Origin of the sequence: Geobacter sulfurreducens PCA (assembly GCF_000007985.2) — a bacterium.
GTDB classification, from domain to species: domain Bacteria; phylum Desulfobacterota; class Desulfuromonadia; order Geobacterales; family Geobacteraceae; genus Geobacter; species Geobacter sulfurreducens.
This window is the reverse complement of sequence record NC_002939.5, coordinates 1,997,555-2,019,895: the sequence shown is the minus strand read 5'-3', so window position 1 is coordinate 2,019,895 and position 22,341 is coordinate 1,997,555. Positions and strand designations below refer to the sequence as shown.

The following is a 22,341-nucleotide window of genomic DNA, read 5'->3' as shown; positions in this document are numbered from 1 at the left end:
ATGCTCAAACAACAAGCTAAGCAATTTACCATTTTGTGTAAGTTGATAGATATCATTTTGATATATATTGCTTTTGCTGCTGCCTATGAGATCAGGAGCAAAATCGGTAATATTGGTGACTTTTATCATTATTTATGGGTTTTGTTGGTTATAATCCCCGTCTGGCACCTCTTGCTTTCAAAATATGGGATGTATGCATCGACGCGAACCCATTCCATCCCCAAGCTTATTAGTGACTTAGTCAAAGTACACATCATCGGCGGCGTAATCACCGCGTCATTGATTTACTTCATAGAGCCCGGCGGCTTCAGGCGTATACTGTTCGGCATTTTCATCCTGCTGTAGCGCGCCCGGTACCCTGGACACAAGATAAGAGTCACGCAGCCTTCTTGAGTTGATACTCCTCGAAAGCCTGTCGTGGGCTTCTGAACCCGAGCTTTTCAACCAGCCACAGCCGGTTGTAACGATCCATGAAGTCAGCTACTGCCATCCTTACTTCTTCGATTGTGCGGTAATGGCGGCCATAGATGACCTGCTCTTTGATAGTCCGATTAAACCGTTCCGTCACCCCGTTGGTCTGCGGTTCGGCAACAAATGAGAAACTTGGGGCAATTCCCCAGAACTTGATCTGATTCTGGAAATGCTCTGAGAGGTATTGGCTGCCGTGATCCATCCTCAGTGCCAACCCTCGAGCAGCAGCGGCACCGACCGAGCCGAAACGGGCCTTGATTCCCATGGCGAGCGGCTGCAATGCGGCAAACCGGTCGCCATTCTTGGTCACATGCCAACCGACGCACTCGGCATTCCAATGCTCGACGGCGGTAAACAACCAGCACCACCCTTCTTCCAGGGTGAAGATCTTGGTGCCATCGGTACCCCACATGACGTTGGGGGCCGCCGTGATGATCTTGCCGGCGTGGTCCTTGGGCTGTCCCTGAACAACCCGGTGAGGGGAGAGCAGATTGTTCTCCCGCATGAGACGCAACACTCGTTTGCGGCCGACTTTTATCCCTTTGACGAAGCGTAGTCGTCCCCAGACCTTACGGTGCCCTTCGCCGACAAAGGGGGATGTCTCCAGGTCGGTCCGGATGAGAGAAAGTACCTCGTCGTCAGAGAGCGGTGTTTTTGGACCACGCTTGAGCAGTACAGCAGGCAATGTTTTTCTGCCTGCACGGCTATAGAACGACGAGCGGGGCACTCCCCAGGCAAGGCAGACGCGCTGAACGCCATAGGCTTTACCGGTGGCAGGGGAGATCGTAGCACTCATTTCTTCGATCTCCTCTGGGCCAAAGGGTGGGCACGCCTCGCTTTCTCCCGCAGTAGCTCGTTTTCCATGGTGATCTCACCGATGCGCTTGAAGGCTGCATCGAGTTCCGCTGCCAACGGATCACCTTCACGAGCCTTGAGAGCAGATTCTATCCCCTGGAGTGCTTTCTGATGCCACTCTTCCAGGCGATAGATTTCGATGCCCAACTCACGGGACAAGGCATCGATTGGTTCACCGCGCATCAACCGCAGGACAACCTCCTTTTTGCGGTTGGCGCTCCAACGTTTGACTTCCGGTGCTGCTCCAGTCGAGCTACGCTCTCCTTCCGCCGCACCGGAGACACTGACATCCTTTTCCATTGACGACCTCCTTGAACACCTAGATTTACCTCATTTTCGTGTCCAAGAAAACCGGGGCCGCCATACATTTTCATCCTGCTTTCCTTCTTACTTCTTACCCTCGGGAAACTGGCCCTCAAGCTGATTCTCTCCCATATCCGGCGGCGCGGTTATAACTTCAGAAATATCCTCATAGTCGGCACTAACGAGCGTTCGAAACGGTTCATTCATCTGGTTGAGCAGCACTCCGACTGGGGACTCAAAATAGTCGGGTTTCTCGGCGTGAAAACAAATTCGCTGCCTGATACGTTGTCCGGATATAAGGTGCTGGGCACCATGGCTCAACTTGTGGACATCTGTAAATCAAACCCCGTGGACGAGGTCGTTTTCTGTCTCTCCCGACAGTGGGAGGAGAATATCGACGACTACCTCCACGATCTGGAGGAGATGGGGATCACGGTTCGCATGGTGCTGGACCATTACGAGATGCGGATTTCCCGGCGAGAAATGAGCATGTTTCACGATGAGATTCCCATTCTCACGTTTTACAGCAAGAATTTCGATGCCACCCAATTGTTCCTCAAGCGGTGTCTTGATTTTTTGGGATCTACCATAGGCCTGCTTATTACCGGCGCTCTGTATCCTTTTATTGCCTTGGCGATCAGGTTTGATTCTCCTGGGCCGATATTTTTCGGCCAAGAGCGGGTAGGGGAGAATGGCCGTATTTTCAAGTGCTGGAAATTTCGTTCCATGTATGTCGACGCAGAGGAGCGCAAAAAGGAGCTTGAGCATCTCAACGAAATGAGCGGTGCCATCTTCAAGATTGCTCACGATCCGAGGATCACCCGGGTGGGCAAGTTCCTCCGCAAGACGAGCCTGGATGAGTTGCCCCAGTTCTGGAATGTGTTTCGCGGCGAGATGTCGCTGGTGGGTACGCGGCCGCCGACTCCTGACGAGGTGGCCAAGTATGAAAACTGGCAACGGCGACGCATCTCGATCCGTCCGGGAATTACGGGGCTCTGGCAAGTCAGCGGGCGAAACCGTATCAACGAATTCGATGAGATTGTTAAGCTTGACCTGAAATATATAGATCAGTGGAGCATCTGGCTGGATCTGAAGATTATCTTCAAGACGGTTGGAGTGGTTTTTTTCGGTACAGGGGCACAGTAGGGTACAGTCCGCCACGTGATGCACGGGCAGGGTGCGTGATTTTTAATTGATTTCTCTGCATTTCATGCTAGCATCGGCTCGTAATCGCTAATAAATTCAGCATATAATGCCGTGTTGAACCGTTCATATCCCTCTTGAGTAAGTGACCCAATGAATCGTATTCCGCTCGGACTGTTGATTGCACTGCTGATTCTCCCTGTGTTCCCCGGTTATGTCTGGGCACTCGCCTCGAGCAACATCCCTCTTGACAGTCCTGTCTATCTATACTTGGATAAACTTGCCGGCTTTGGCTTGATTACCTCTGATACCAAGGGGATCAGACCATACTCGAAGGCCGAAACGGCCCGGCTTCTCCTGGAGGCTGAGGCGAATCTCGTGAAAAACGAAGAACAGATTCCCCCGCTGGCTTTCGAGTTTATCAAGCGCATCCGGGAGTTGATACCCAGGGAAGCATCTCTGAGGGAAGAGCCGGAAAAGGCGCCTTTGGTGGATTATACGCCGGTGACTTCCGCCCGGTTGCGGTATGTGTACCTGGATGGACAGCCCCGCAGTTACAATCGGGATGTGCTCGACCCTGCGAATCAGTCCGCGTTCGGATTCATCGGCGGGAATCTGAGACCTCAGCCCCCCGGAGTGGTTCACCAGTCCGGAACCGAGGGTACCCCTCTGGTGGAGAATAACGAGGGGGTTGTCTATGGCGACGGACATAACCTTGAGTTCCGCTGGAGCATGGAAGGATACCTCGGCCGCTATGCAACCGTACTGGTGGAGCCGAACGCATTGCACACGGACGAAACCAACCGGCTGAGCCTGCAGAAGGGATATCTGAAGCTCGGGAGCGGTGGAATCGAGTTGGAGGTCGGGCGCGATGCCAACTGGTTCGGGCCGGGCTATCGCGGCGCCACGACTCTCACCAATAATGCCGCCAACTTCGACATGGTCAAGCTTTCAAGCCCAGAGCCCGTTGATGTGGGCTGGATCAAGGAGTACCTGGGTGACTTCAAGTATGCCCTGATCGGTTCGCGTTTCGATGCTACGGGGAGTGGCGCCGATTACCGGAAGCCGTGGTTTTTCGGGATGAAGCTGACTCTTAAGCCGAAGCCCTGGTTAGAGATCGGCGCGAACCTGGTGCGCCAGGAGGGTGGACCGGGATTCACGGGCGATGTGAGCCTATTCGATCAGATTTTCGGCGGCGCCGATAACGATCATGTGAACTCGATTGCAGGTATCGACCTGCGCGTCAGGATTCCCTGGCTGCGCAACACGGAGATTTACGGCGAGTATTCGGGTGAAGACTCGGCATCGTTCTGGCCGTTTGTGGAAAGCTATGTGGCCGGTATCTATATTCCCTGTTTGACGCCTTCCGGGCGAGATGACCTGCGGTTCGAGTACTATCGGGGAAGTGTCATCCACTATACCGACTGGCAGTTTCCGGCCGGCTACGTCTATAAGGGGATGACCCCCGGGCATTCGCAGGGGGGGGCGGCAGAGGAGTTTTTCATCCGGTACAGTCACTGGTTCTCGGCCCGCAACTCGCTGGCACTGGAATATTTTCACACCGAGCGGGGACAGGAAGGGCGCCTGAAGGTCAACAGCGCCGGCAGGTATGATCCGGTAAACGGGGTCATGCAGGCTGTTGAACGGAAAGATGCGCTCCGCGCTTTCTGGAGTCTGCCGTTTTACGGCGATGTCGATCTTAACGTTAATTACGGCTGGGAGCGGATTTCCAACGTGGATCTCGTGCTGGGCAACGACCGGACCAATCAGCTCGTGACCCTGGCACTCACCTACCGGTATTGACCCCCCCCCCCACGATTATCCACTATTTCCGCTATTCATTATAAATGATCACCGCCCCGGTCGGGGCTCCTTTGCGTTCGGTAGAACACCCTCCCCATTTTTGTGTCCTGCACAGCAGTGTCCCTGTCGCTGAAAAGCATCCCCTGTAACAAAACATTACATCCGTTCCGCCTGGTCTCTGGGCTGGGGAGAGGACCATCACGTGGCGCAAATGCTGCGCTGATGCCAGTTCCTTGGTGTGTCATGTTTGTCAGGTGCTAATGGCATGTTTCCTGTACTTGGCTACAGCAATCGCACAAGGACGAAACTGTACGCGTACAACGCGTTGTTCGTTCGGATATATGCCGGGCACTGAAAGGAGATATCCCCATGACACGAAAAAAACGCTGCGCCGGGTTACTGTTGGCCCCCGTACTGGCTCTTTCATTGTTTTCAAGGGCCGAGGCGGTCCTGCTCGACGTGGGGCCGATCGTCCCGCAGGTGATAAACAGCTCTCCCCCCCAGCACGGTTTCCCGCTCTGGTACCGAGACACCAACCGGGTGCCGTTGGAGCTTTGCCTCAGCAGAACGGCCAGTGTCAATGGCCCCATGTGTCTTACCCAGGAGCCGTTCCCGGCACAGCCCTTCAATTTTCCCAATAACTTTGGCCCGGAGGCCTTCTGGTGGTCGGCAGATGCCATCATGGCCATGCCCGGCGGCGGCGACGCCCGGCTGATCATGGCGTTGGAAGCGGCGTTTGCCGTCGGAGATCCGATTCCGGGCGACCAGGTTTCCTTTGCACGCATTCGCATACGGATTGACACCCCTGTTGCCGGTACCTATGTGGTGACCTACCCCTATGGCGAGATGACCTTTAATGTTACGGATACCGATGCAGGGATCAACTATACCCGTGACATCGGGATAGCGACAAATAATTTCAACGGCGCCCTCCTGGGGGATGTGGGGCCGTTCCTCTACTGGGACACGGGGCCCGTAGCCGTTGGCGATGAATTGTTTGTCGGGGACCCGAACGTGGATCACCGCGTTCTGGGAAGCCCCTTCCCCGATCCGCTCAATCCGAGCCAATTCTCCAATTTTTTCCGCGTCCGGGGGCCTGCGGCCGTTGGAACGCTGCAGACCGACCTGTTCGCGGTGATGGGCAAAATCTATCAGACGCCGATCCCCACGCCGCTGACGGTTGATCGTCTGACCTACAGCCGTGATGCGGCCGGGATGCAATTCCACGCCGCGGCAACGACCCAACCCGTTTCGAATCAGGTCAACCCGGCGCTTCCGTTCCCGCAGAACTTTGCGCTGACCGGCGTCCCATCTGCGCTGGAGGTGACCGGCACCGGTCTTCCGACCCAGACCATGATCACCAATGACCCCGCTGATGGTAAGTTCTTTTCGGCGAGCAGCTTCTTTGCCGATCCGGGGACACTCCCGGCCACGGTACAGGTGACCAACATTAACGATGAGCCGGATACGGTTGTCACGGTTCCGCTGGTGGACGATGTTACCGTATTCCGGGCAACGTACCGGCCGCAGAGCGGGACTCTGTCCATTGCGGCAGATTCCGCCGATGATGTGGCAAATCCGGTCCTCCAGGCGTATATGCCGGGCATGACCGCTCCGCTCGGCACCTTGGTCAACGGGCAGTTGTCGGTGAGCTTCCCGCTCGTTGATACCTCGGTTACGCCGACCAAGACCCATAGCGTCCCGCCGGTGTGGGTGACGGTAAAGTCGGCTGCGGGAGGAGAGGCTTCTGCACTGGTGACTGTGCGCGATATATCGCCGCCGGTGGTTGCCGGCTTCAGCCCGGCCAGCGGCGTGGTGGGAACGGCCATTACCCTGTTCGGCAGTAATTTCTCGCCGTTCCTGGCGGAAAACATCGTAACCTTCAATGGCACCCCCGCCACGGTGCTCAGCGCCACGGACTCTTTCCTGACCGTTGAGGTACCGCCCCTGGCGACGACCGGTGCCATCGCCGTGACGACGTCCGGCGGCCAGGCGGCCAGCGTTGCTTCCTTCATCCCCCGCTATACGACGTCGGTTACCTTGGCCGGTACCGGCGCCGGATCGGTCAACAGCGTGCCGGTGGGCATAGCCTGCACCGTGGGGACCTGCAGCGGTGAATTCGACTACAATACCGCACTTGAGCTTGTCCAGTCCGCTTCTAGCGGTTCCCAATTCGATGGCTGGTCCGGTGACTGCACCGGTACGGGACCCTGTACGCTTTCGACTACTGCCGATTGGGCCGTCTCCGCCGTCTTTTCCATCCAGCCCAATGTCAGGATCGGTGCGTTGACCTATTTCGGAACCGCCCAAGCGGCGTTCGACGCGGTTCAAAACGGCGAGGTCATCCTTGCCCGGGCCATGATTCTGCCAGGTTCGGACCCCGTGTATGATCGCCCCGGCATCTCCTCGACCTTCTCGGGTGGCTACGCCGACTTCACCGAGCCGTTGACGCAGAGCGACTACACCACCATTGTCGGTTCGCTGACCATAAACCGGGGCGAGTTGGTCGTCGACCAGGTAATGGTCAACTGATTCCTGCTACGACCGGCGCGGGAGTGAGAGCGTGGTTTCCGCTCTCTCACTCCCGCGCCGGTCGGCTTCTACTCCACCTGATACCCCTTCTCCGCAAGTACTCCAGCCAGAGCCGTCCGCGCCTCCTCTTCGCCGTGCACAAGCCTGATGGTTTTCGGAGGGACGGTGATTCCTTCGACGAATTCGACAAGGTCCCGCTGGTCGGCATGGGCCGAATAGCCGCTGATGGTGTGGACGGCCGCCCGCAGGGGGTAGGTGCCGCCGTCCAGGTCGATGGAGGGGCGGCCCCCGGTTTCCCATTTTTGTTTAGCCGCTTCCAGAATCTCTCTCCCCGGAGTTCCCGCGGCCTGATAGCCCACAAAGAGGATATCGGTGCGCGGATCCGGCATCAGGGCCTTGAGGTAATTGACAATGCGTCCGCCCGCGCACATACCGCCGGCAGCGATGACGATGCAGGGGCGGGCGGTTTTGCGGAGATACTCCACCGTGGCCCGATGATCGGCGTGGCTCTCGATGACGGTCATCTGCTCGAAGGATAGGGGATGACGGTTCTGGGCAACGGTTTCGAGCGCTTCTTCGTCCCAGAGTCTGCGCAGCCGGTCGTAGACCCGGGTGACGCTGAGGGCCAGCGGCGAATCGACGATGATTTCCAGGTCGTCCCACGGCAGGCCGGCGGCCGCCTCCTCGGTCCGGTGCCGGCTGATGAGATCCTCGATCTCGTAGAGCAGTTCCTGGGTCCTGCCGATACTGAAGGCCGGCACCAGAAGGGCGCCGCGATTTTCGAGCGCCCGGACGATGACTCTGCACAGTCGCTCCCGGCGCTGTTCGCGTCCCTCGTGCTGCCGGTCGCCGTAGGTCGATTCGAGAACCAGGATGTCTGCCCGTTCGGGCGGTTTCGGGTCGGGCAGCAACGGGGTGAAGGGCGCGCCCAGGTCCCCGGAGAAGACAACGACCGTATCGCCCCTTGTCCCGTTGACGGTGCCGGTCTGCTCCGCCTGAGACGCCGGACTGACCGACACCTCCACGTACGCCGAGCCCAGAATATGCCCCGCCTGCTGAAGACGCAGCGAAGCGGAGCGACCATCCCAGCTTCCCAGCTGGTGCCACCTGTCGTAGGGGAGGGGGACCAGCCGTTTTTTCACGGCATTGAGGAAGCGGGCGATGAGGTGCTCGTCACGGGTGATGCCGACCTTGACGGCGTCCTCAAGAACCAGGGGCAGGAGCAGGGCGGATGCCTCACTGCACCAGATGGGCCCCTGGAACCCCGCTCCCAGCAAGTGGGGGATACGTCCGCAGTGATCGATGTGGACATGGGTGAGCACCAGCCCCTTGACCCGGTCAAGCGGAAAGTCGATAAAAGGAAATCTCTTGCCGCCGGCGCCGTCGTTCCCCTGGAGGAGGCCGCAATCAATGAGGATGGCGGCGTTGTCGGAGATGACGAGCTCGTGACAGGACCCGGTGACGCCGAATATGCCGCCGTGATGGATGATCTGCATCGGTTCTCCCCGGAATTGACAAAGTAGTGTGTAAATTTGTTAATAAAAGCCAGGGGAGAAGTCAAGGGCATATGCGCATTTCCGGTTGACTGAAAGGCGAGGTAAAGGTACTAAGGATTATCGTGACATGTACACGGCACGCCGGTATCCAGCCGGGCATGGCCGCCGGTAAGTTGAGCGGCACCAACGCTGGCCGGTACCGCACCAGTATTTACAGCAGCCTGATAGAGGTACGACGCATGAGGATTTGGAAGGCTTACGTTATCGCTTTGTTCACCCTGATTGCCGGTGTTGCCGGCACTGCGCACTCCATTGCGAGGGCGGTGGAGGTCCCCGAGGCCGTGGTGCGCCAGCTCTCCGAAAGCAAGGGAGCGGCGCCCGCCGTCGGTGAGGCCGCTGGACAGCTTCCCCAGCAACAACCGGAGGAAGGGGCGAAGCTGCTGCTCAAGGCCGAGCCTGCCGACGGGCAGATCGTCCTCACCTGGGCATCGACAGCGGCACCCAAGAGCCCGGAGGAAACCCCGTCGAACTATGTGATTCACTACGGTACCGAGCCCAACGCATACGGTAATAAGGTCGACGCGGGGCTCGCCGCCACCTTCAGAATTCAGAACCTGACCAATGAGCGGCCCTATTTCGTGAGGGTCATGGGCTATAACGCAGATCGCAAGCTGGTGCTTTCCTCCGAGGAGGTAAGGGTGATACCCACGGCCCCGGATGCGTCCGCTTCGTCCCTGGAGCGTGCCTTTGCCCGCCAGAGCCCGACGCTGCTGGACAAGCTCGAACCGACTCCCCTCAACAGATCGCTCCGTCAGTTCGGGTATGAGTTTTTTAAAAACAGTCTCGCAAGTCTGGCCGTAACTGAAAATCTGCCCGTGGGCCCCGACTATGTTGTTGGTCCGGGCGATTCCATCAGAATTGATGTGTGGGGGAGCTTCACCGCCCGCTATGAGCCGACTGTGGACCGCAACGGCGAGATCCTGATCCCGCGCATTGGTCCGGTAAAGCTCTGGGGGCTGACCTACGGCCAGGCTCGGGAAGCCATAGACAAAGCACTGGCCCGCTACTACAAGGGGTACGAGCTGAACGTGACCCTGGGGAGCCTCAGGACCATCCAGGTTTACGTGGTGGGTGAGGTGGAAACGCCCGGGGTGTACAGTGTCAGCTCCCTGGCCACGGTGGTCAATGCCCTGGCCGCCGCCGGGGGGCCTTCGAAGAACGGGAGCCTGCGGTCGATCAGGGTGTCGAGACCGGGAGTCGAACCCCGTTCGATCGATCTGTACGACATGTTTCTCACTGGTGACCGCAGCAATGACGTGAGGCTGCAAAACGGCGACACGGTATTTGTGCCGGTGATCGGGCCGGTTGCTGCCGTGGCGGGCGAAGTGCGGCGTCCCGGCATCTACGAGTTGAAGGGCGCGACGCCGCTCGCCCGGCTGGTGGCCATGGCGGGGGGGATCACTGCAGCGGGAGATACGGGGCGTATCCAACTGGAGCGGATCGAGGGGAACAGCGCACGGATAGTGCTCGATTATGAGCCCAAAGGGGGCGACCTGGAGGCCGAACTCGCCCGGGTGGAACTGAAGGACCGTGACATGGTCACCGTGTTCCCGGTGTTCGATGCCGTGCGCAAGGTGGTCACCCTCACGGGGAACGTGACGCGGCCCGGTGCCTATCAGTTGAAGGAGGGAATGCGGGTCAGGGATATTCTTCCTGATCCGTCGGTCCTTCTCCCCGAATCGTATCTGGAGTCGGCCGAGATTACCCGTCTTGCTCTTCCCGAGTACCGCCGGGAAGTGGTCACCTTCAATCTGCGGGCCGCCATGCAGGGGGATCCCAAGGAGAACCTTCCCCTTCAGGAGCAGGACACGGTGCGGGTGTTCTCCCGGGCCGAGATGATTGAGAAGCATACGGTGTCCATCAGCGGGGCGGTGCTCAATCCGGGCAGCTATGAGTATTTTCCGCGCATGACGGTGCGCGACCTGGTGACCGTCGCCGGCAGTCCCAAGCGAAATGCTTTTCTGGGCAGTGCGGAGCTGACCAGGATCAATGTCAACGGCGACGGAGCGCGGGCGAGTAGGCAGGATATCAATCTCGAAAAGGCCATGGCGGGCGATCCCGATCATAACCTCCCCCTGCAGACCGACGACGTCCTCATCGTCCGGAGCATCGAGAACTGGCTTGAGGCCAGCGACCGGTTCGTGACCCTGCGGGGCGAGGTGAAGTTTCCCGGCACCTATTCCATTGCCAAGGGAGAACGACTGAGTTCGGTCATTGCCCGGGCCGGGGGCTATACCGAACATTCCTGCCTGAAGGGGGCCAAGTTCACCCGCCGGTCGGTCAGAGAGGAGCAGCAGCGCCGCATGGACGAGGTGATCGCCCGGACCGAGCAGGATGTCTACCGCAAGCAGGCGGAACTCTCGTCGGTGGCTACATCACGCGAGGAGCTGGAGGCCACCAAGGCCGCCCTCGACGGTCTGTTGCGGAGTCTGGCGAAGCTGAAGACCACCAGGGCCGAGGGGCGGGTGGTGATCCGGCTGGCGCCGGTCGAGGCGCTTGCCCACAGCTCCTATGACCTTGAACTGGAAGGCGGGGATGAACTCTCCATACCCCCAACCCCGAGCGTGGTGTCGGTCATGGGGTCCGTCTACAACCCCACGTCGTTCCTGCACATTTCAGAGCGGGACGTGGCCTATTACCTGGAACGTTCCGGCGGGGCTACCCGTGATGCCGAATTGGATGACATGTACATTATCAAGGCCGACGGATCGGTCTTCAGCAGGCAGCAATCGTCCTTCGGCATTCGCTGGGACGACTATGCCCGGCGCTGGACGTTCGGCGGATTCCTGTCGTCCCCCCTGGAGCCCGGAGATACGCTCGTGGTGCCGCAGAAGCTCGAGCGAACCGCCTGGATGCGCGAGATCAAGGACATAACAACCATCCTGTCGCAGGTAGCCATAACCGCCGGCGTGATCATCGCGGCAGGTCTCTAGCCGGCATGCTCACGCCGGGGTCACGCAGAAAGCTCTACACGGTTCTTCTTGCCGTCTGGGGGGTGGCTATCCTTGTCCTGACCCTGATGCCGGCCTCCAAGGCGGAACCGCTTCCCTTTCCCGGCTGGGACAAGATAGAGCATGCAGTGGCGTTCGGCGCACTGGCGTGGTTTGCCGGGCGATTTCTGGTCGTGTACGGAAAATGCGTGCGCCGCTGCTGGCTCTGGGCGTTTTGCGCCACTGTGACGTACGGCGCCCTGATCGAGGTTGCCCAGGCAACATTGACCACGACGCGTACCGCCGAGCTGGGCGATCTGGCTGCGGATGCGGTGGGGGCCGGTCTCGTCTGCCTGCTTGCCTCCCGCACGGTGGTTGCCGGAAACAGGGAGGGATAGGGTCGATGGGGCGGTGCATCTTGGGGGTGATAGTTGCGGCATCCGTTCTGGTGGCGCTCACGGCAACGGCTGCAATAGCGGAGGATATGCCCTGGTCGGGCGAATTTCTGAGCCGGGAGGCACGGACGCTCCGCGACGAGTCTGCCGCTTTCGTAACGGCGCCCTTCAGGGTCGATAATGGTGCCCTGTGGGGGACACTGGCCGTAGCGGGGGCAGTGGGAGTCCTGTCGCAGTTCGACGAGGATATCCGGGACGAGGTGGCAGAAACGCGCGGCCGGACCCTTGACCGGATCACCGATGCCGGCAGTCTCGTGGGTAATCCGGTCATCCATCTGGGAGTGGCGGGTGCCGTTTATGGCGGCGGGCTGCTTGCCGGGTCCCCCCGCTGGCGGGATACGGGGCTCATGATGGGCGAGGCGGCGCTCCTGGCCGATGCCGCAACCCTGGTGCTCAAGCAGGCTATTGGCCGCGCCCGACCCCTGACGGGCAAGGGGGGCGGCAGCTTCCGCCCGTTTGGGTTCGAATCGGATTACGATTCCATGCCCTCCATGCACACGGCCAGTTCCTTTGCCATGGCTTCGGTCATCACGTCCACGTCGGGAAGTGTGCCGGTGGGTGTCGTATCCTATGCAACGGCTGCCTTTGTGGGGTTTTCCCGCATGCAGGAAGGAAAGCACTGGGCCAGCGATGTGCTCCTGGGTGCCGCCATCGGCGAACTGGCCGGCAGGATCGTCACCCGCTTCCACGCCGGCGGCGGAAATCTGGCGCTGGTGCCGGCAGTGGCGGAAGACGCGGCAATCCTTTCCCTGGTCGGGAAATTCTAGGAGGTTTTTCATGCTGTCAGCCGTTATCTTCGATTTCGACGGGATCATCGTCGATACCGAACCGCTCCACTACCGGGCATTCCAGGCCATTCTCGAACCTATTGGGTTCGGCTATTCCTGGGAGGCCTACGTGGATGTCTACATGGGCTATGACGACCGGGACGCCTTCCGGGAAGCGTTCAGGGTGCGGGGCGCGGACTTGGAAGACCGCGAACTCGAAGGTCTTATCGCCCGCAAGGCGGCTGCGTTCCAGGAGATCATCGCTTCCGGCGTCACACCCTATCCGGGTGTTGTCGAACTGATCAGGAACATCAAGGCCAATCATCCCGTGGCGCTTTGCAGCGGCGCACTCCGCTCGGACATTCTGCCGATCCTGGAGGGGCTCGGCCTCTCGGGCATCTTTGACGTCATGGTCACAGCCGACGAGGTGTCGGCCAGCAAACCCGACCCGGCCAGCTACGCCCTGGCGGTGCGGCGGCTGACAGCTGCCTTTCCCAACCGGCAGATTCGGCCGGAAACATGCATCGCGATTGAAGACACGCCAGCCGGCATCGCCTCGGCCACGGGGGCCGGGATCGGTGTCCTTGCCGTCACCAACAGCTATCCCGCCGTGCGGCTCGGCGGTGCCCGCAGGGTCGTTGACTCCCTGGCCGACGTGGGCCTGGCCGACCTGGCGGCATTGGCCGGCCAGGAGTAAGCCCCCTGATTCATCGTTTCCATTCATTCTTCCAATGAACCGCCTTCCCGTTGACGACGTCATCCCCGACCTGCTGACGGCCCTTGAGCAGAGGAACGCCGCAGTACTTCAGGCGCCGCCGGGGGCCGGGAAAACCACCCGCGTTCCCCTCGCGCTCCTTGACGCTCCCTGGCTGAACGGCAAACGGATTATCATGCTGGAACCGCGCCGGCTGGCCGCGACGAATGCTGCCCGCTGGATGGCCCGCAGTCTGGGGGAGGAGGCGGGCGCCACAGTGGGGTACGCCATCCGCTTCGACCGCCGGGTGTCTGCCCGAACCCGGGTGGAAGTGGTGACCGAAGGAATCCTCACCCGTCGACTCCAGTCCGATCCGCTCCTTGAGGGGGTCGGTGCGGTGATCTTCGACGAGTTCCACGAGCGGAGCATCCATTCGGATCTGGCCCTCGCCCTCTGCCGCGATGTTCAGGCAGGGCTGCGGGAGGACCTGCGGATCATCGTCATGTCGGCAACCATGGCAGCGGCGCCGGTCGCGGCCCTGCTCGGCGACGCACCGGTCATCACCAGCGAGGGGCGAAACTACCCCGTTGCGCTGCGGCATATTCCGCCCAACGACCGGGAGAACCTCCCCTCGGCCGTGGCGCGCGCCGTCCGAATTGCAGTGCGCGAGTGCGAAGGGGATATCCTCGCGTTTCTCCCCGGCGTCGGAGAGATCAGGCGCTGTGGCCAACTGCTCGCTGATGATCCGCCGTTGCATGCCCCGCTGGTGGTGCCCCTCTACGGCGATCTGCCGTTCGTGGAGCAGGAGCGGGCGATTCTGCCGGTCCCCGGCCGGCGCAAGGTGGTGCTGGCAACAACCATTGCCGAAACGAGTCTCACCATCGAAGGTGTCCGCGTGGTTGTGGACGGTGGCCAGACCCGGCGGCTGAGGTATGACCCGGCCTCGGGGCTGAACCGGCTGGTCACCGAGCGGGTTTCCGCCGCATCGGCGACCCAACGGGCCGGTCGGGCCGGCCGCCTGGGACCGGGAACCTGCTACCGCCTCTGGCCAGAGCATGACCAGCAGGCGCTCCTGGCGGCAGATCCCCCGGAAATCCTCATCGCCGATCTGGCTCCGCTGGCCCTTGACCTGGCACACTGGGGGGTAAGCGATCCTGCGTCCCTTGCCTGGCTCGATCCTCCTCCCCGCGGGGCACTGGAGGAGGCGAGAAACCTTCTGAAGTCCCTCGATGCCCTTGACGGCCAGGGGATGATAACCGAAACGGGACGGCGCATGGCGGAGTTGCCGCTCCATCCTCGTCTGGCCCATATGCTGCTGCGCGCGACCGAGCGCGGCCCGGCACCTCTAGCGTGCGACGTGGCCGCGCTGCTCACGGAGCGGGACATCGTGCGTTCCGCCGGGACCGGTCAGGCCGCCGAACGCGCCGGCTGCGACATGCTCATCCGGGTAGAGGCCCTTGAACAGTGGCGGCAGGGAAGAGGGGGGAGGGATCACCAGGTTGATTCTTCAGCCTGCCGGGCAGTGGACCGGGTGGCATCACACCTGCGGCGCCTGATTGCCCCGGATGGAAAGGGGCACGCGGTTGCGGATCCGGTTCGGGAAACGGGGCTGCTGCTTTCGTGGGCATATCCTGACCGGATCGCCCAGGCCCGTCCCGGGGGCGAACGGCGCTATCTTCTGGCCAACGGCAGAGGGGCCTTGTTGTCGGAACGGAGTTCCCTCCACGGGGAGCAGTTGCTTGTGGCCTATCTGGTGGAGCGCGGCGAGCGGGGGGACGACCTGATTCGCCAGGCGAGCGCCCTTGACCCGGCGCGGTTCCACGAAGAGTTCTCCGGCGACATCTACCGGCGGCGCACGGTGGTTTGGGATGATCGGGAAGGGAGGGTGAGCGCCCGGGATGAGGCCTGCTACGGTGCCATCGTTCTGGAGAGCCGTCCCGTCTCCGCCACGGGCGATGAGGTCCGTGCCGCCTTGCTGGCGGGACTGCGAGCCGGTCCGGGTATAACGGCCCTGGGATGGACGCCGTCCGCCTGCCAGTTCCGGGCACGAGTACGGTTTCTCGGCCGGGTCTGCCCTGACGAAGGCTGGCCCGATCTTTCCGATGAACGACTTCTGAAAACAATCGAGGTATGGCTCGGCCCCTTCCTGGGCAAGGCCCGGAGCCTTGCCGACCTGGCGTCTATCGATCTTCTGACGCCGCTGAAAGCTCTGCTCTCCTGGGATCAGCTCCGTCGCCTCGACGAGGGGGCACCCACTCACCTGACGGTGCCGAGCGGTTCGCGGATTACCCTGGCGTACGATGCGGATGGGGCTCCGACCTTGGCGGTGAAGCTACAGGAAATGTTCGGGTGCGCCGACACCCCTGCCGTGGCCTGGGGGCGGGTCCCGGTGGTGGTCCACCTGCTGTCCCCCGCCGGGCGTCCCCTGCAGGTCACGTCCGATCTGCGCGGTTTCTGGAACGGGGCGTATCAGGAGGTCAAGAAAGAGATGCGGGGACGCTACCCCAAGCATCCCTGGCCCGATGATCCCTGGAGCGCGGTCCCGACCCGCAGGACCAAACGGGCGGGAGGAGGGTAACGAAGGTGGCGATGGTAATCAGTGGTTGGTCAGCAGTATGGTTCCGTCGGCCTGGAGGATCTTGCGAATGGTGTCCGCGGCGCGGGGAGTAGCAGCGGTGCCGATCCGATCGCCTCGAGCACCGGGCAGATATGATGATGTGACGTTCACGTCTCCCCGCCAGGCTTCGAAGTGGAGGTGGGGGCCGGTGGATCTCCCCGTGGAGCCGGAAAGGGCGATGGTATCGCCCGCCGAGACGTTTGCCCCTTCCACCACCGCATTCATGGAGTTGTGGGCGTAGAGTGTAATGATGCCGTCCGGGTGTTCAAGGACCACCATGGTGCCGTAGCCCGGCCGGTTGCCCGCAAAGGCCACGCGCCCCGGCGCGATGGCCCTGACCGGTGTTCCCTCGGGCACGGCGATGTCGATGCCCCGGTGTTCGCGCATGGTGCCGTCGATGGGATCGTGTCGGAGCCCCACCAAGGAGGTTATCCTCCCCTGGACCGGAGGCGCCGCGGATGCATCTGACGGGGACGGGGTGGTCGGGTTGATTGCAGGAGATGTCCCCGTGATGCCGGCAGCCCGCAGGTGGTGCGGCACGGTGCGACGGGTACCGGGCCGGGCTGCCTTTTTTTCGCGCAGATAGAGCGACGCCTTGCCGTTCCTGGGGGAGTCGGTGAAACATTCTACACCGTCCTCGTCCACGAACCGGTATATGTCGGCCCGTGACCGCTCGGGGGCAGTCAGCCCCACCAGCGCCGCGAGCATGACGATACGTACCGTGTGTCCCGTGATCATGATGGTCTCCACTATACTCTATCGGCCGAAAACAACACAAGTTTAACCGGGCTATGAACGCCTGCTGCAAAAGCGTGATGCAGAACTGTCCGATGTTTGGCTTGACCCGATAGCCGGAGAAGACGCAGGGCTGCGCTACTGACCGCGTCACTGGAGCGGGCTGCCTGATAATTGTGCTCATTTGGTATGCAAGCGGGTGCCTTGTGGTGCCTTTATTTTGTGCTATATTTTTCCTGTTCCCTTCCCGATGCCAATCCCCATTCCTCAACCCGTTGAATTTGCTGTTGTTGGATTTTTCTCTCTGTTTAGGCAGACTATTTGCTTTTATATTTGCACCAAAGACGCCGAGGGGGATACGCCTTGCTTTTTGAGGGCGGCAAACCTATAATCCTCCAACTTTTCAACTATCCCAAGGGGGTGATGTGTCTTGAAAAAAGTCGAAGCGATTATCAAACCGTTCAAGCTGGATGAAGTGAAGGAAGCGCTCAACGAAATCGGCATCCAGGGAATCACGGTTGGGGAAGTCAAGGGGTTCGGTCGTCAGAAGGGGCACACGGAGCTCTATCGCGGCGCTGAATATGTCGTGGATTTTATCCCCAAGATCAAGATGGAGATCATTGTCGCCGACGATATCGTTTCCAAGGTGGTCGATACCATCGAGCAGGCCGCCAAGACGGGGCGCATCGGCGACGGTAAAATTTTCGTGACTCCGGTTGAAGAGGTTATCCGCATACGGACCGGCGAGCGCGGCGAAGACGCACTGTAGCGTCGTACTTTATCTGTTTTCGAAAGGAGATTGTGTAAATGACACCACAAGAGGTAGTAAGCTTCGCCAAAGAGAACGGCGCGCTGATGGTCGATTACAAGTTCATGGACTTCGTCGGCATCTGGCAGCATGTTTCCGTGCCCATTTCGGAGTTCGGTGAAGATACCTTTGAGGAAGGCCAGGGTTTCGACGGCTCCTCCATCCGCGGCTGGCAGCCCATCCATGCGTCCGACATGATCCTCCTGCCGGACCCCGCAACGGCCAAGATGGATCCGTTCATCGCGGTGCCGACCCTTTCACTCATCTGCAATGTCTTCGATCCGATCACCAAGGAAGACTACACTCGCGATCCGCGCAACATTGCCCGTAAGGCCGAGGCGTACCTGAAGTCGACCGGCCTCGGCGATACCGCTTTCTTCGGTCCCGAGGCCGAGTTCTTCATTTTTGACGACGTCCGGTACGATTCGACCTCCAACCAGTCGTTCTACATGGTTGATTCGGTGGAGGGTGCCTGGAACACCGGCCGCGAAGAGTTCCCGAACCTGGGCTACAAGCCGCGCCACAAGGAAGGTTATTTCCCCGTTTCCCCGACCGACTCCCAGAACGATCTCCGCAACGAGATGGTCATGGAGCTCCAGAAGGTCGGCATCCGGGTCGAGTGTCAGCATCACGAAGTTGCCTCCGGCGGCCAGGCCGAAATCGACATGCGGTTCTCCTCCCTCGTCGACATGGCCGACCAGCTCCAGTGGTTCAAGTATGTCATCAAGAACGTTGCCTACCGTAACGGCAAGACCGTTACCTTCATGCCCAAGCCGCTCTATGGCGACAACGGCTCCGGCATGCACTGCCACATGTCCATCTGGAAGGACGGCCAGAACCTCTTTGCCGGCGACAAGTACGGCGGACTTTCCCAGATGGCACTCTGGTACATTGGTGGTATCATCAAGCACGCCAAGGCTCTCTGTGCCCTGACCAACCCGACCACCAACTCGTACAAGCGTCTGGTGCCGGGTTTCGAGGCACCGGTGAACATGGCTTACTCCAGCCGTAACCGTTCCGCCTCCATCCGGATACCCATGATGTCCACCAACCCGAAGGCCAAGCGGATCGAGTACCGGACTCCGGACCCCTCCTGCAACGGCTATCTTGCCTTCGCCGCCATGCTGATGGCCGGCCTCGACGGCATCGAGAACAAGATCGATCCGGGGCAACCGCTGGATAAGGACATCTACGGGCTTTCCCCCGAGGAGCTCAAGAACATCCCGTCCGCTCCGGGAAGCCTTGAAGAAGCCCTCAAGGCCCTGGAGGCCGACCACGAGTTCCTTCTCAAGGGCGACGTCTTCACCCCCGACGTTGTCGAGAAGTGGATCGAGTACAAGATGGAAGCCGAGGTCAACCCGGTCCGCATGCGTCCGGTCCCCCTCGAGTTCGCCCTCTACTACGACATCTAGTCGAAGGGGCACCATCTGCAGCAAGCGAAAGGCGGGAGCGATCCCGCCTTTCTTTTTTTGCATCGGCGGTTCAGGCTGCCTCGTTGACTTTCTGCCCCATATCTGTTAGAAATGACCGATTTTACGAGGTGAAAAGCCCCACACATGGAAAACTTCTTTCTCAAGCTCTCCATCATGCTCGTGCCGGCCCTTATGGCAATCACCTGCCACGAAGTCTCCCACGGCTTCATTGCCGATCGCCTTGGCGACCGGACGGCCCGCTTCATGGGCCGGCTCACGCTGAATCCTCTCAAGCATCTGGACCTCTTCGGTACTCTCATGGTCTTCATTGTCGGCATCGGGTGGGCCAAGCCGGTTCCGGTCAATTTCGGCAACCTGCGTAATCCGAAGCGGGACATGGTCTGGGTTGCGGCCGCCGGGCCCATTACCAACTTCACGCTGGCCTTTCTGTCTGCCATGGCCATGCGCGGACTGGCCGCTGCAGGCAGCATGCTGCCGGATAGTTCGCCCCTTCAGATGGCCCTCGACCCGATCGTGCTGATGCTTGCCTTTTCGGTCTACATCAATCTGCTCCTGGGCATCTTCAATCTGATTCCGGTGCCTCCCCTGGACGGCGGCCGCGTGGCCGTGGGGCTTCTGCCCTACCGGCAGGCCGAGGCCTTGGCGCGGTTTGAGCCCTACGGCATGATCGTCATCATCCTGCTGGTTTTTTTCACCAATATATTCGAGAAAGTCATCTCCCCGGTGGTGGATTTGGGCATCAGCATCCTCGCCGGGCCCCAAAGCGGACTGGTGTACAATGTCACGCATTTTCTGATGAGATAACAGGTGCGCGGACCCGGTGGATGAAGCGATGGTCCACCGTTGTCCCGTGCCGGTAAGGAGCCTGTAATGAGCAACAAGCGGATAGTAAGCGGCATGAGACCCACCGGCAAGCTTCACCTCGGCCATTTCCACGGGGTGCTGGCAAACTGGCGTGAGCTTCAGGAGGAGTATGAATGTTTCTTCTTCGCCGCTGACTGGCATTCTCTCACCACCGAGTATGACAATACCGGCGCAATTCTCGAGAACATCCGCGAAATGGTTCTCGACTGGCTTGCCTTCGGGGTCGATCCGGCCAAAAGTGTCATATTCCGCCAGAGTCTCGTGCCCCAGCATGCGGAACTCAACCTGATTCTTTCCATGATTACGCCCGTGTCGTGGCTTGAGCGCAACCCGACCTTCAAGGAAATGCAGGACAACCTTGACGCCAAGGATCTTTCCACCTTCGGCTTCCTCGGCTATCCGGTCCTCATGGCGGCGGACATCATCCTCTACCGGGCGGCAAAGGTGCCGGTGGGACATGACCAGCTGCCCCACCTGGAGATAACCCGCGAGATCGCCCGCCGCTTCAACTACCTCTACCGTGAAGTTTTCCCCGAACCGGCGGCGCTCCTTACGGAGACCCCCAAGGTGCTCGGCCTCGACGGCCGAAAGATGAGCAAGTCGTACGGTAATTCCATCTATCTCTCCGAGACTGCCGAAGAGACGAGCAAAAAAATCATGTCCATGGTGACCGACACCCAGCGGGTCCGCCGCAGCGATCCGGGCGAGCCGGACCGGTGCGTGGCATTCAACCTACATCGTCTCTATGTTCCCGACGACGAACGGGCCGAGATCGTCGAGTCCTGCCGTGGCGCAACGATCGGTTGTGTGGACTGCAAGAAGATCCTTGCCCGCCATCTTGTGGAGACACTTGCGCCGTTCCGCGCCAAGCGCGTGGAACTTGCGGCCCGTCCGGAACTGGTGGACGAGATTCTGGCCGAGGGCAGCGATCGGGCGGCCCGCGAGGCAACCGTGACCATGACCGACGTGCGGGACGCCATCAGACTATGAGTGAAGGGGAAACCCTCACACTCGGCCTTGAAGGAGCCGCCTCGCCCTATACGGTCAGGCTCGAGGTGTTCGAAGGCCCCCTGGATCTACTCCTGCACCTCATCAAGAAGAACGAGGTGGATATCTACGATATCCCGGTATCCACCATCACGCGCCAGTACCTTGAGTACATACGCATGATGAAGGAGCTCAACCTGGAGGTGGCCGGCGATTTCATCGTCATGGCCTCCACCCTGATCCAGATCAAGTCGCGGATGCTCTTGCCGGCGCCCGACGAGGAGCCCGGCGCAGAGGATGAAGAGGCCGACCCGCGGGCGGAACTGGTGCGCAGGCTACTGGAATACCAGCGGTACAAGGAGGCCGCGCTCACCCTGTCCGAACGGGAGTTGCTCGGCCGCGACGTGCATGTGCGCGCCGCAGCGGGGGATGAGCCCGAACCGGCTCCCGAGGAGGAACCGGTAGAGGTGGAGCTGTTCGAATTGATCGAGGCTTTCCGGCGGGTTCTCGACCGGGTTTCCCAGGAGAGTTTTCATGAAGTGGGCTCCGAGTCGATTACCATTGCCGAGCGGATCAACGATATCCTCACCGCTCTGGAGGGAAAGGAGTCGCTCCTGTTCGACGATCTTTTCCCCGAGGGCTCCAACAGGGATTTTTTTGTTGCCACCTTTTTGGCCGTGCTTGAGCTGTGCAAGTTGAAGATGGTGCGGGTCGTTCAGGCGAGCCGCTACGGCTCCATCTGGATCGCGCCGGCAGTGTCGGATTCGGCGGATGCCGCCGGGGAGTTGACTGATGCACCGGCTTGAGTCCCTTGTGGAAAGCCTGCTTTTCGTTTCAGAGACACCGTTGTCTCTGGATCGTCTCTGCTCATTGCTGGAGGAGTTCGACCGGGCCGCTATTCGCGAGGCTCTTGATCGCCTGCTGGAACGCTATGGCGGAGAGGGCCGGGGTATTATCCTGGCTGAGGTGGGGGGCGGATTCCAGTTCCGGACTCCCGCCGGCAACGGAGATGTGATCCGGCGGCTCACCAAGGCCCGGCCGGCCCGGTTCAGCCAGTCTGCTCTGGAGACACTGGCCATCATCGCCTACCGTCAGCCGGTCACCCGAGCCGAAATCGAGTACCTGCGCGGGGTTGATTCGGGCGGGGTGCTGAAGACCCTTCTGGAGAAGAAGCTCATCAAGATTCTCGGCAAGCGCGATATTCCAGGGAAACCTCTCATCTACGGCACCACCCGCGAATTTCTCGAACTGTTTGCCCTGAAGGACCTGAAGAGTCTGCCGTCACTCAGGGAGATCCGCGAGCTTTCCGAAACCGCGGTATTCGAGCAGCAGGAGGAACTGCCGCTGGCTGCTCCTCCGGAAGAGGGCAGAGAGCCGTAAATGTGGTA

General features: G+C 60.4%; 19 protein-coding genes. 15 read left to right on the top strand and 4 right to left on the bottom strand.

Annotated features, from left to right (window positions below):
• The gene (locus tag GS_RS09275; protein ID WP_010942490.1) at positions 1-345 is read left to right on the top strand and encodes a hypothetical protein; all 345 of its coding nucleotides are present in this window, start codon (positions 1-3) and stop codon (positions 343-345) included.
• A gap of 31 nt (positions 346-376) precedes the next feature.
• Here the strand turns inward: GS_RS09275 and GS_RS09270 are convergent, their stop codons facing one another.
• Positions 377-1,267 (bottom strand): IS3 family transposase, encoded by an 891-nt coding sequence (locus tag GS_RS09270; protein ID WP_010941223.1) that lies wholly within the window; start codon positions 1,265-1,267, stop codon positions 377-379.
• Complete coding sequence (locus GS_RS09265; protein ID WP_010941222.1) at positions 1,264-1,626, bottom strand: IS3 family transposase ISGsu7; 363 nt, start codon at positions 1,624-1,626, stop codon at positions 1,264-1,266. The genes GS_RS09270 and GS_RS09265 overlap by 4 nt, the downstream gene beginning before the upstream one ends.
• Positions 1,627-1,692: 66 nt before the next feature.
• Between GS_RS09265 and GS_RS09260 the strand changes: the two genes are divergently transcribed.
• The 3 genes from GS_RS09260 to GS_RS09250 all read left to right on the top strand — a co-directional run bounded on the left by GS_RS09260 (position 1,693) and on the right by GS_RS09250 (position 7,107).
• On the top strand, positions 1,693-2,775 hold the full coding sequence (locus tag GS_RS09260; protein WP_164930467.1) for a sugar transferase: 1,083 nt from the start codon (positions 1,693-1,695) through the stop codon (positions 2,773-2,775).
• Between the two features lie 291 nt (positions 2,776-3,066).
• A complete protein-coding gene (locus GS_RS09255; RefSeq protein ID WP_316445019.1) occupies positions 3,067-4,575 on the top strand; it encodes a capsule assembly Wzi family protein in 1,509 nt (502 codons plus the stop codon).
• A 369-nt stretch (positions 4,576-4,944) separates the two neighbouring features.
• A complete protein-coding gene (locus GS_RS09250; RefSeq protein WP_010942488.1) occupies positions 4,945-7,107 on the top strand; it encodes an IPT/TIG domain-containing protein in 2,163 nt (720 codons plus the stop codon).
• Between the two features lie 68 nt (positions 7,108-7,175).
• Here GS_RS09250 and GS_RS09245 read toward each other — a convergent pair whose 3' ends face one another.
• On the bottom strand, positions 7,176-8,603 hold the full coding sequence (locus tag GS_RS09245; RefSeq protein WP_010942487.1) for an MBL fold metallo-hydrolase RNA specificity domain-containing protein: 1,428 nt from the start codon (positions 8,601-8,603) through the stop codon (positions 7,176-7,178).
• 239 nt (positions 8,604-8,842) lie between these two features.
• Here GS_RS09245 and GS_RS09240 point away from each other — a divergent pair, with 239 nt between their 5' ends.
• From GS_RS09240 to hrpB, 5 genes are read left to right on the top strand one after another with little or no spacing between them, the layout of a single operon-like run.
• Positions 8,843-11,596, top strand: a complete 2,754-nt coding sequence (locus GS_RS09240) for an SLBB domain-containing protein (RefSeq protein WP_010942486.1) — start codon at positions 8,843-8,845, stop codon at positions 11,594-11,596.
• 5 nt (positions 11,597-11,601) lie between these two features.
• Positions 11,602-11,991 carry a VanZ family protein gene (locus tag GS_RS09235; protein WP_010942485.1) on the top strand — a complete coding sequence of 130 codons (390 nt, stop codon included), beginning with the start codon at positions 11,602-11,604 and terminating at the stop codon, positions 11,989-11,991.
• A 5-nt stretch (positions 11,992-11,996) separates the two neighbouring features.
• Positions 11,997-12,815, top strand: coding sequence for a phosphatase PAP2 family protein (locus GS_RS09230; RefSeq protein WP_010942484.1), 819 nt, complete (start codon positions 11,997-11,999; stop codon positions 12,813-12,815).
• A gap of 10 nt (positions 12,816-12,825) precedes the next feature.
• Entirely contained in the window at positions 12,826-13,512 is a 687-nt protein-coding gene (locus GS_RS09225; RefSeq protein WP_010942483.1) for an HAD family hydrolase, read from the top strand.
• A gap of 34 nt (positions 13,513-13,546) precedes the next feature.
• Positions 13,547-16,087, top strand: coding sequence for an ATP-dependent helicase HrpB (gene hrpB / locus GS_RS09220; protein WP_010942482.1), 2,541 nt, complete (start codon positions 13,547-13,549; stop codon positions 16,085-16,087).
• Between the two features lie 18 nt (positions 16,088-16,105).
• Here the strand turns inward: hrpB and GS_RS09215 are convergent, their stop codons facing one another.
• Positions 16,106-16,864, bottom strand: a complete 759-nt coding sequence (locus GS_RS09215; RefSeq protein WP_010942481.1) for a M23 family metallopeptidase — start codon at positions 16,862-16,864, stop codon at positions 16,106-16,108.
• Positions 16,865-17,291: 427 nt separating this feature from the next.
• Between GS_RS09215 and GS_RS09210 the strand changes: the two genes are divergently transcribed.
• The 6 genes from GS_RS09210 (at position 17,292) to scpB (ending at position 22,333) form a co-directional block, all read left to right on the top strand.
• Positions 17,292-17,630, top strand: a complete 339-nt coding sequence (locus tag GS_RS09210; protein WP_010942480.1) for a P-II family nitrogen regulator — start codon at positions 17,292-17,294, stop codon at positions 17,628-17,630.
• A 38-nt stretch (positions 17,631-17,668) separates the two neighbouring features.
• The gene (glnA, locus tag GS_RS09205) at positions 17,669-19,081 is read left to right on the top strand and encodes a type I glutamate--ammonia ligase (RefSeq protein ID WP_010942479.1); all 1,413 of its coding nucleotides are present in this window, start codon (positions 17,669-17,671) and stop codon (positions 19,079-19,081) included.
• 144 nt (positions 19,082-19,225) lie between these two features.
• The gene (locus tag GS_RS09200; protein WP_010942478.1) at positions 19,226-19,906 is read left to right on the top strand and encodes a site-2 protease family protein; all 681 of its coding nucleotides are present in this window, start codon (positions 19,226-19,228) and stop codon (positions 19,904-19,906) included.
• A 66-nt stretch (positions 19,907-19,972) separates the two neighbouring features.
• The gene (trpS, locus tag GS_RS09195) at positions 19,973-20,956 is read left to right on the top strand and encodes a tryptophan--tRNA ligase (RefSeq protein ID WP_010942477.1); all 984 of its coding nucleotides are present in this window, start codon (positions 19,973-19,975) and stop codon (positions 20,954-20,956) included.
• Positions 20,953-21,759, top strand: coding sequence for a segregation and condensation protein A (locus tag GS_RS09190; RefSeq protein ID WP_010942476.1), 807 nt, complete (start codon positions 20,953-20,955; stop codon positions 21,757-21,759). The genes trpS and GS_RS09190 overlap by 4 nt, the downstream gene beginning before the upstream one ends.
• A complete protein-coding gene (gene scpB / locus GS_RS09185; protein WP_010942475.1) occupies positions 21,746-22,333 on the top strand; it encodes an SMC-Scp complex subunit ScpB in 588 nt (195 codons plus the stop codon). Before GS_RS09190 ends, scpB begins: the two co-directional genes overlap by 14 nt.
• Positions 22,334-22,341: the final 8 nt, after the last annotated feature.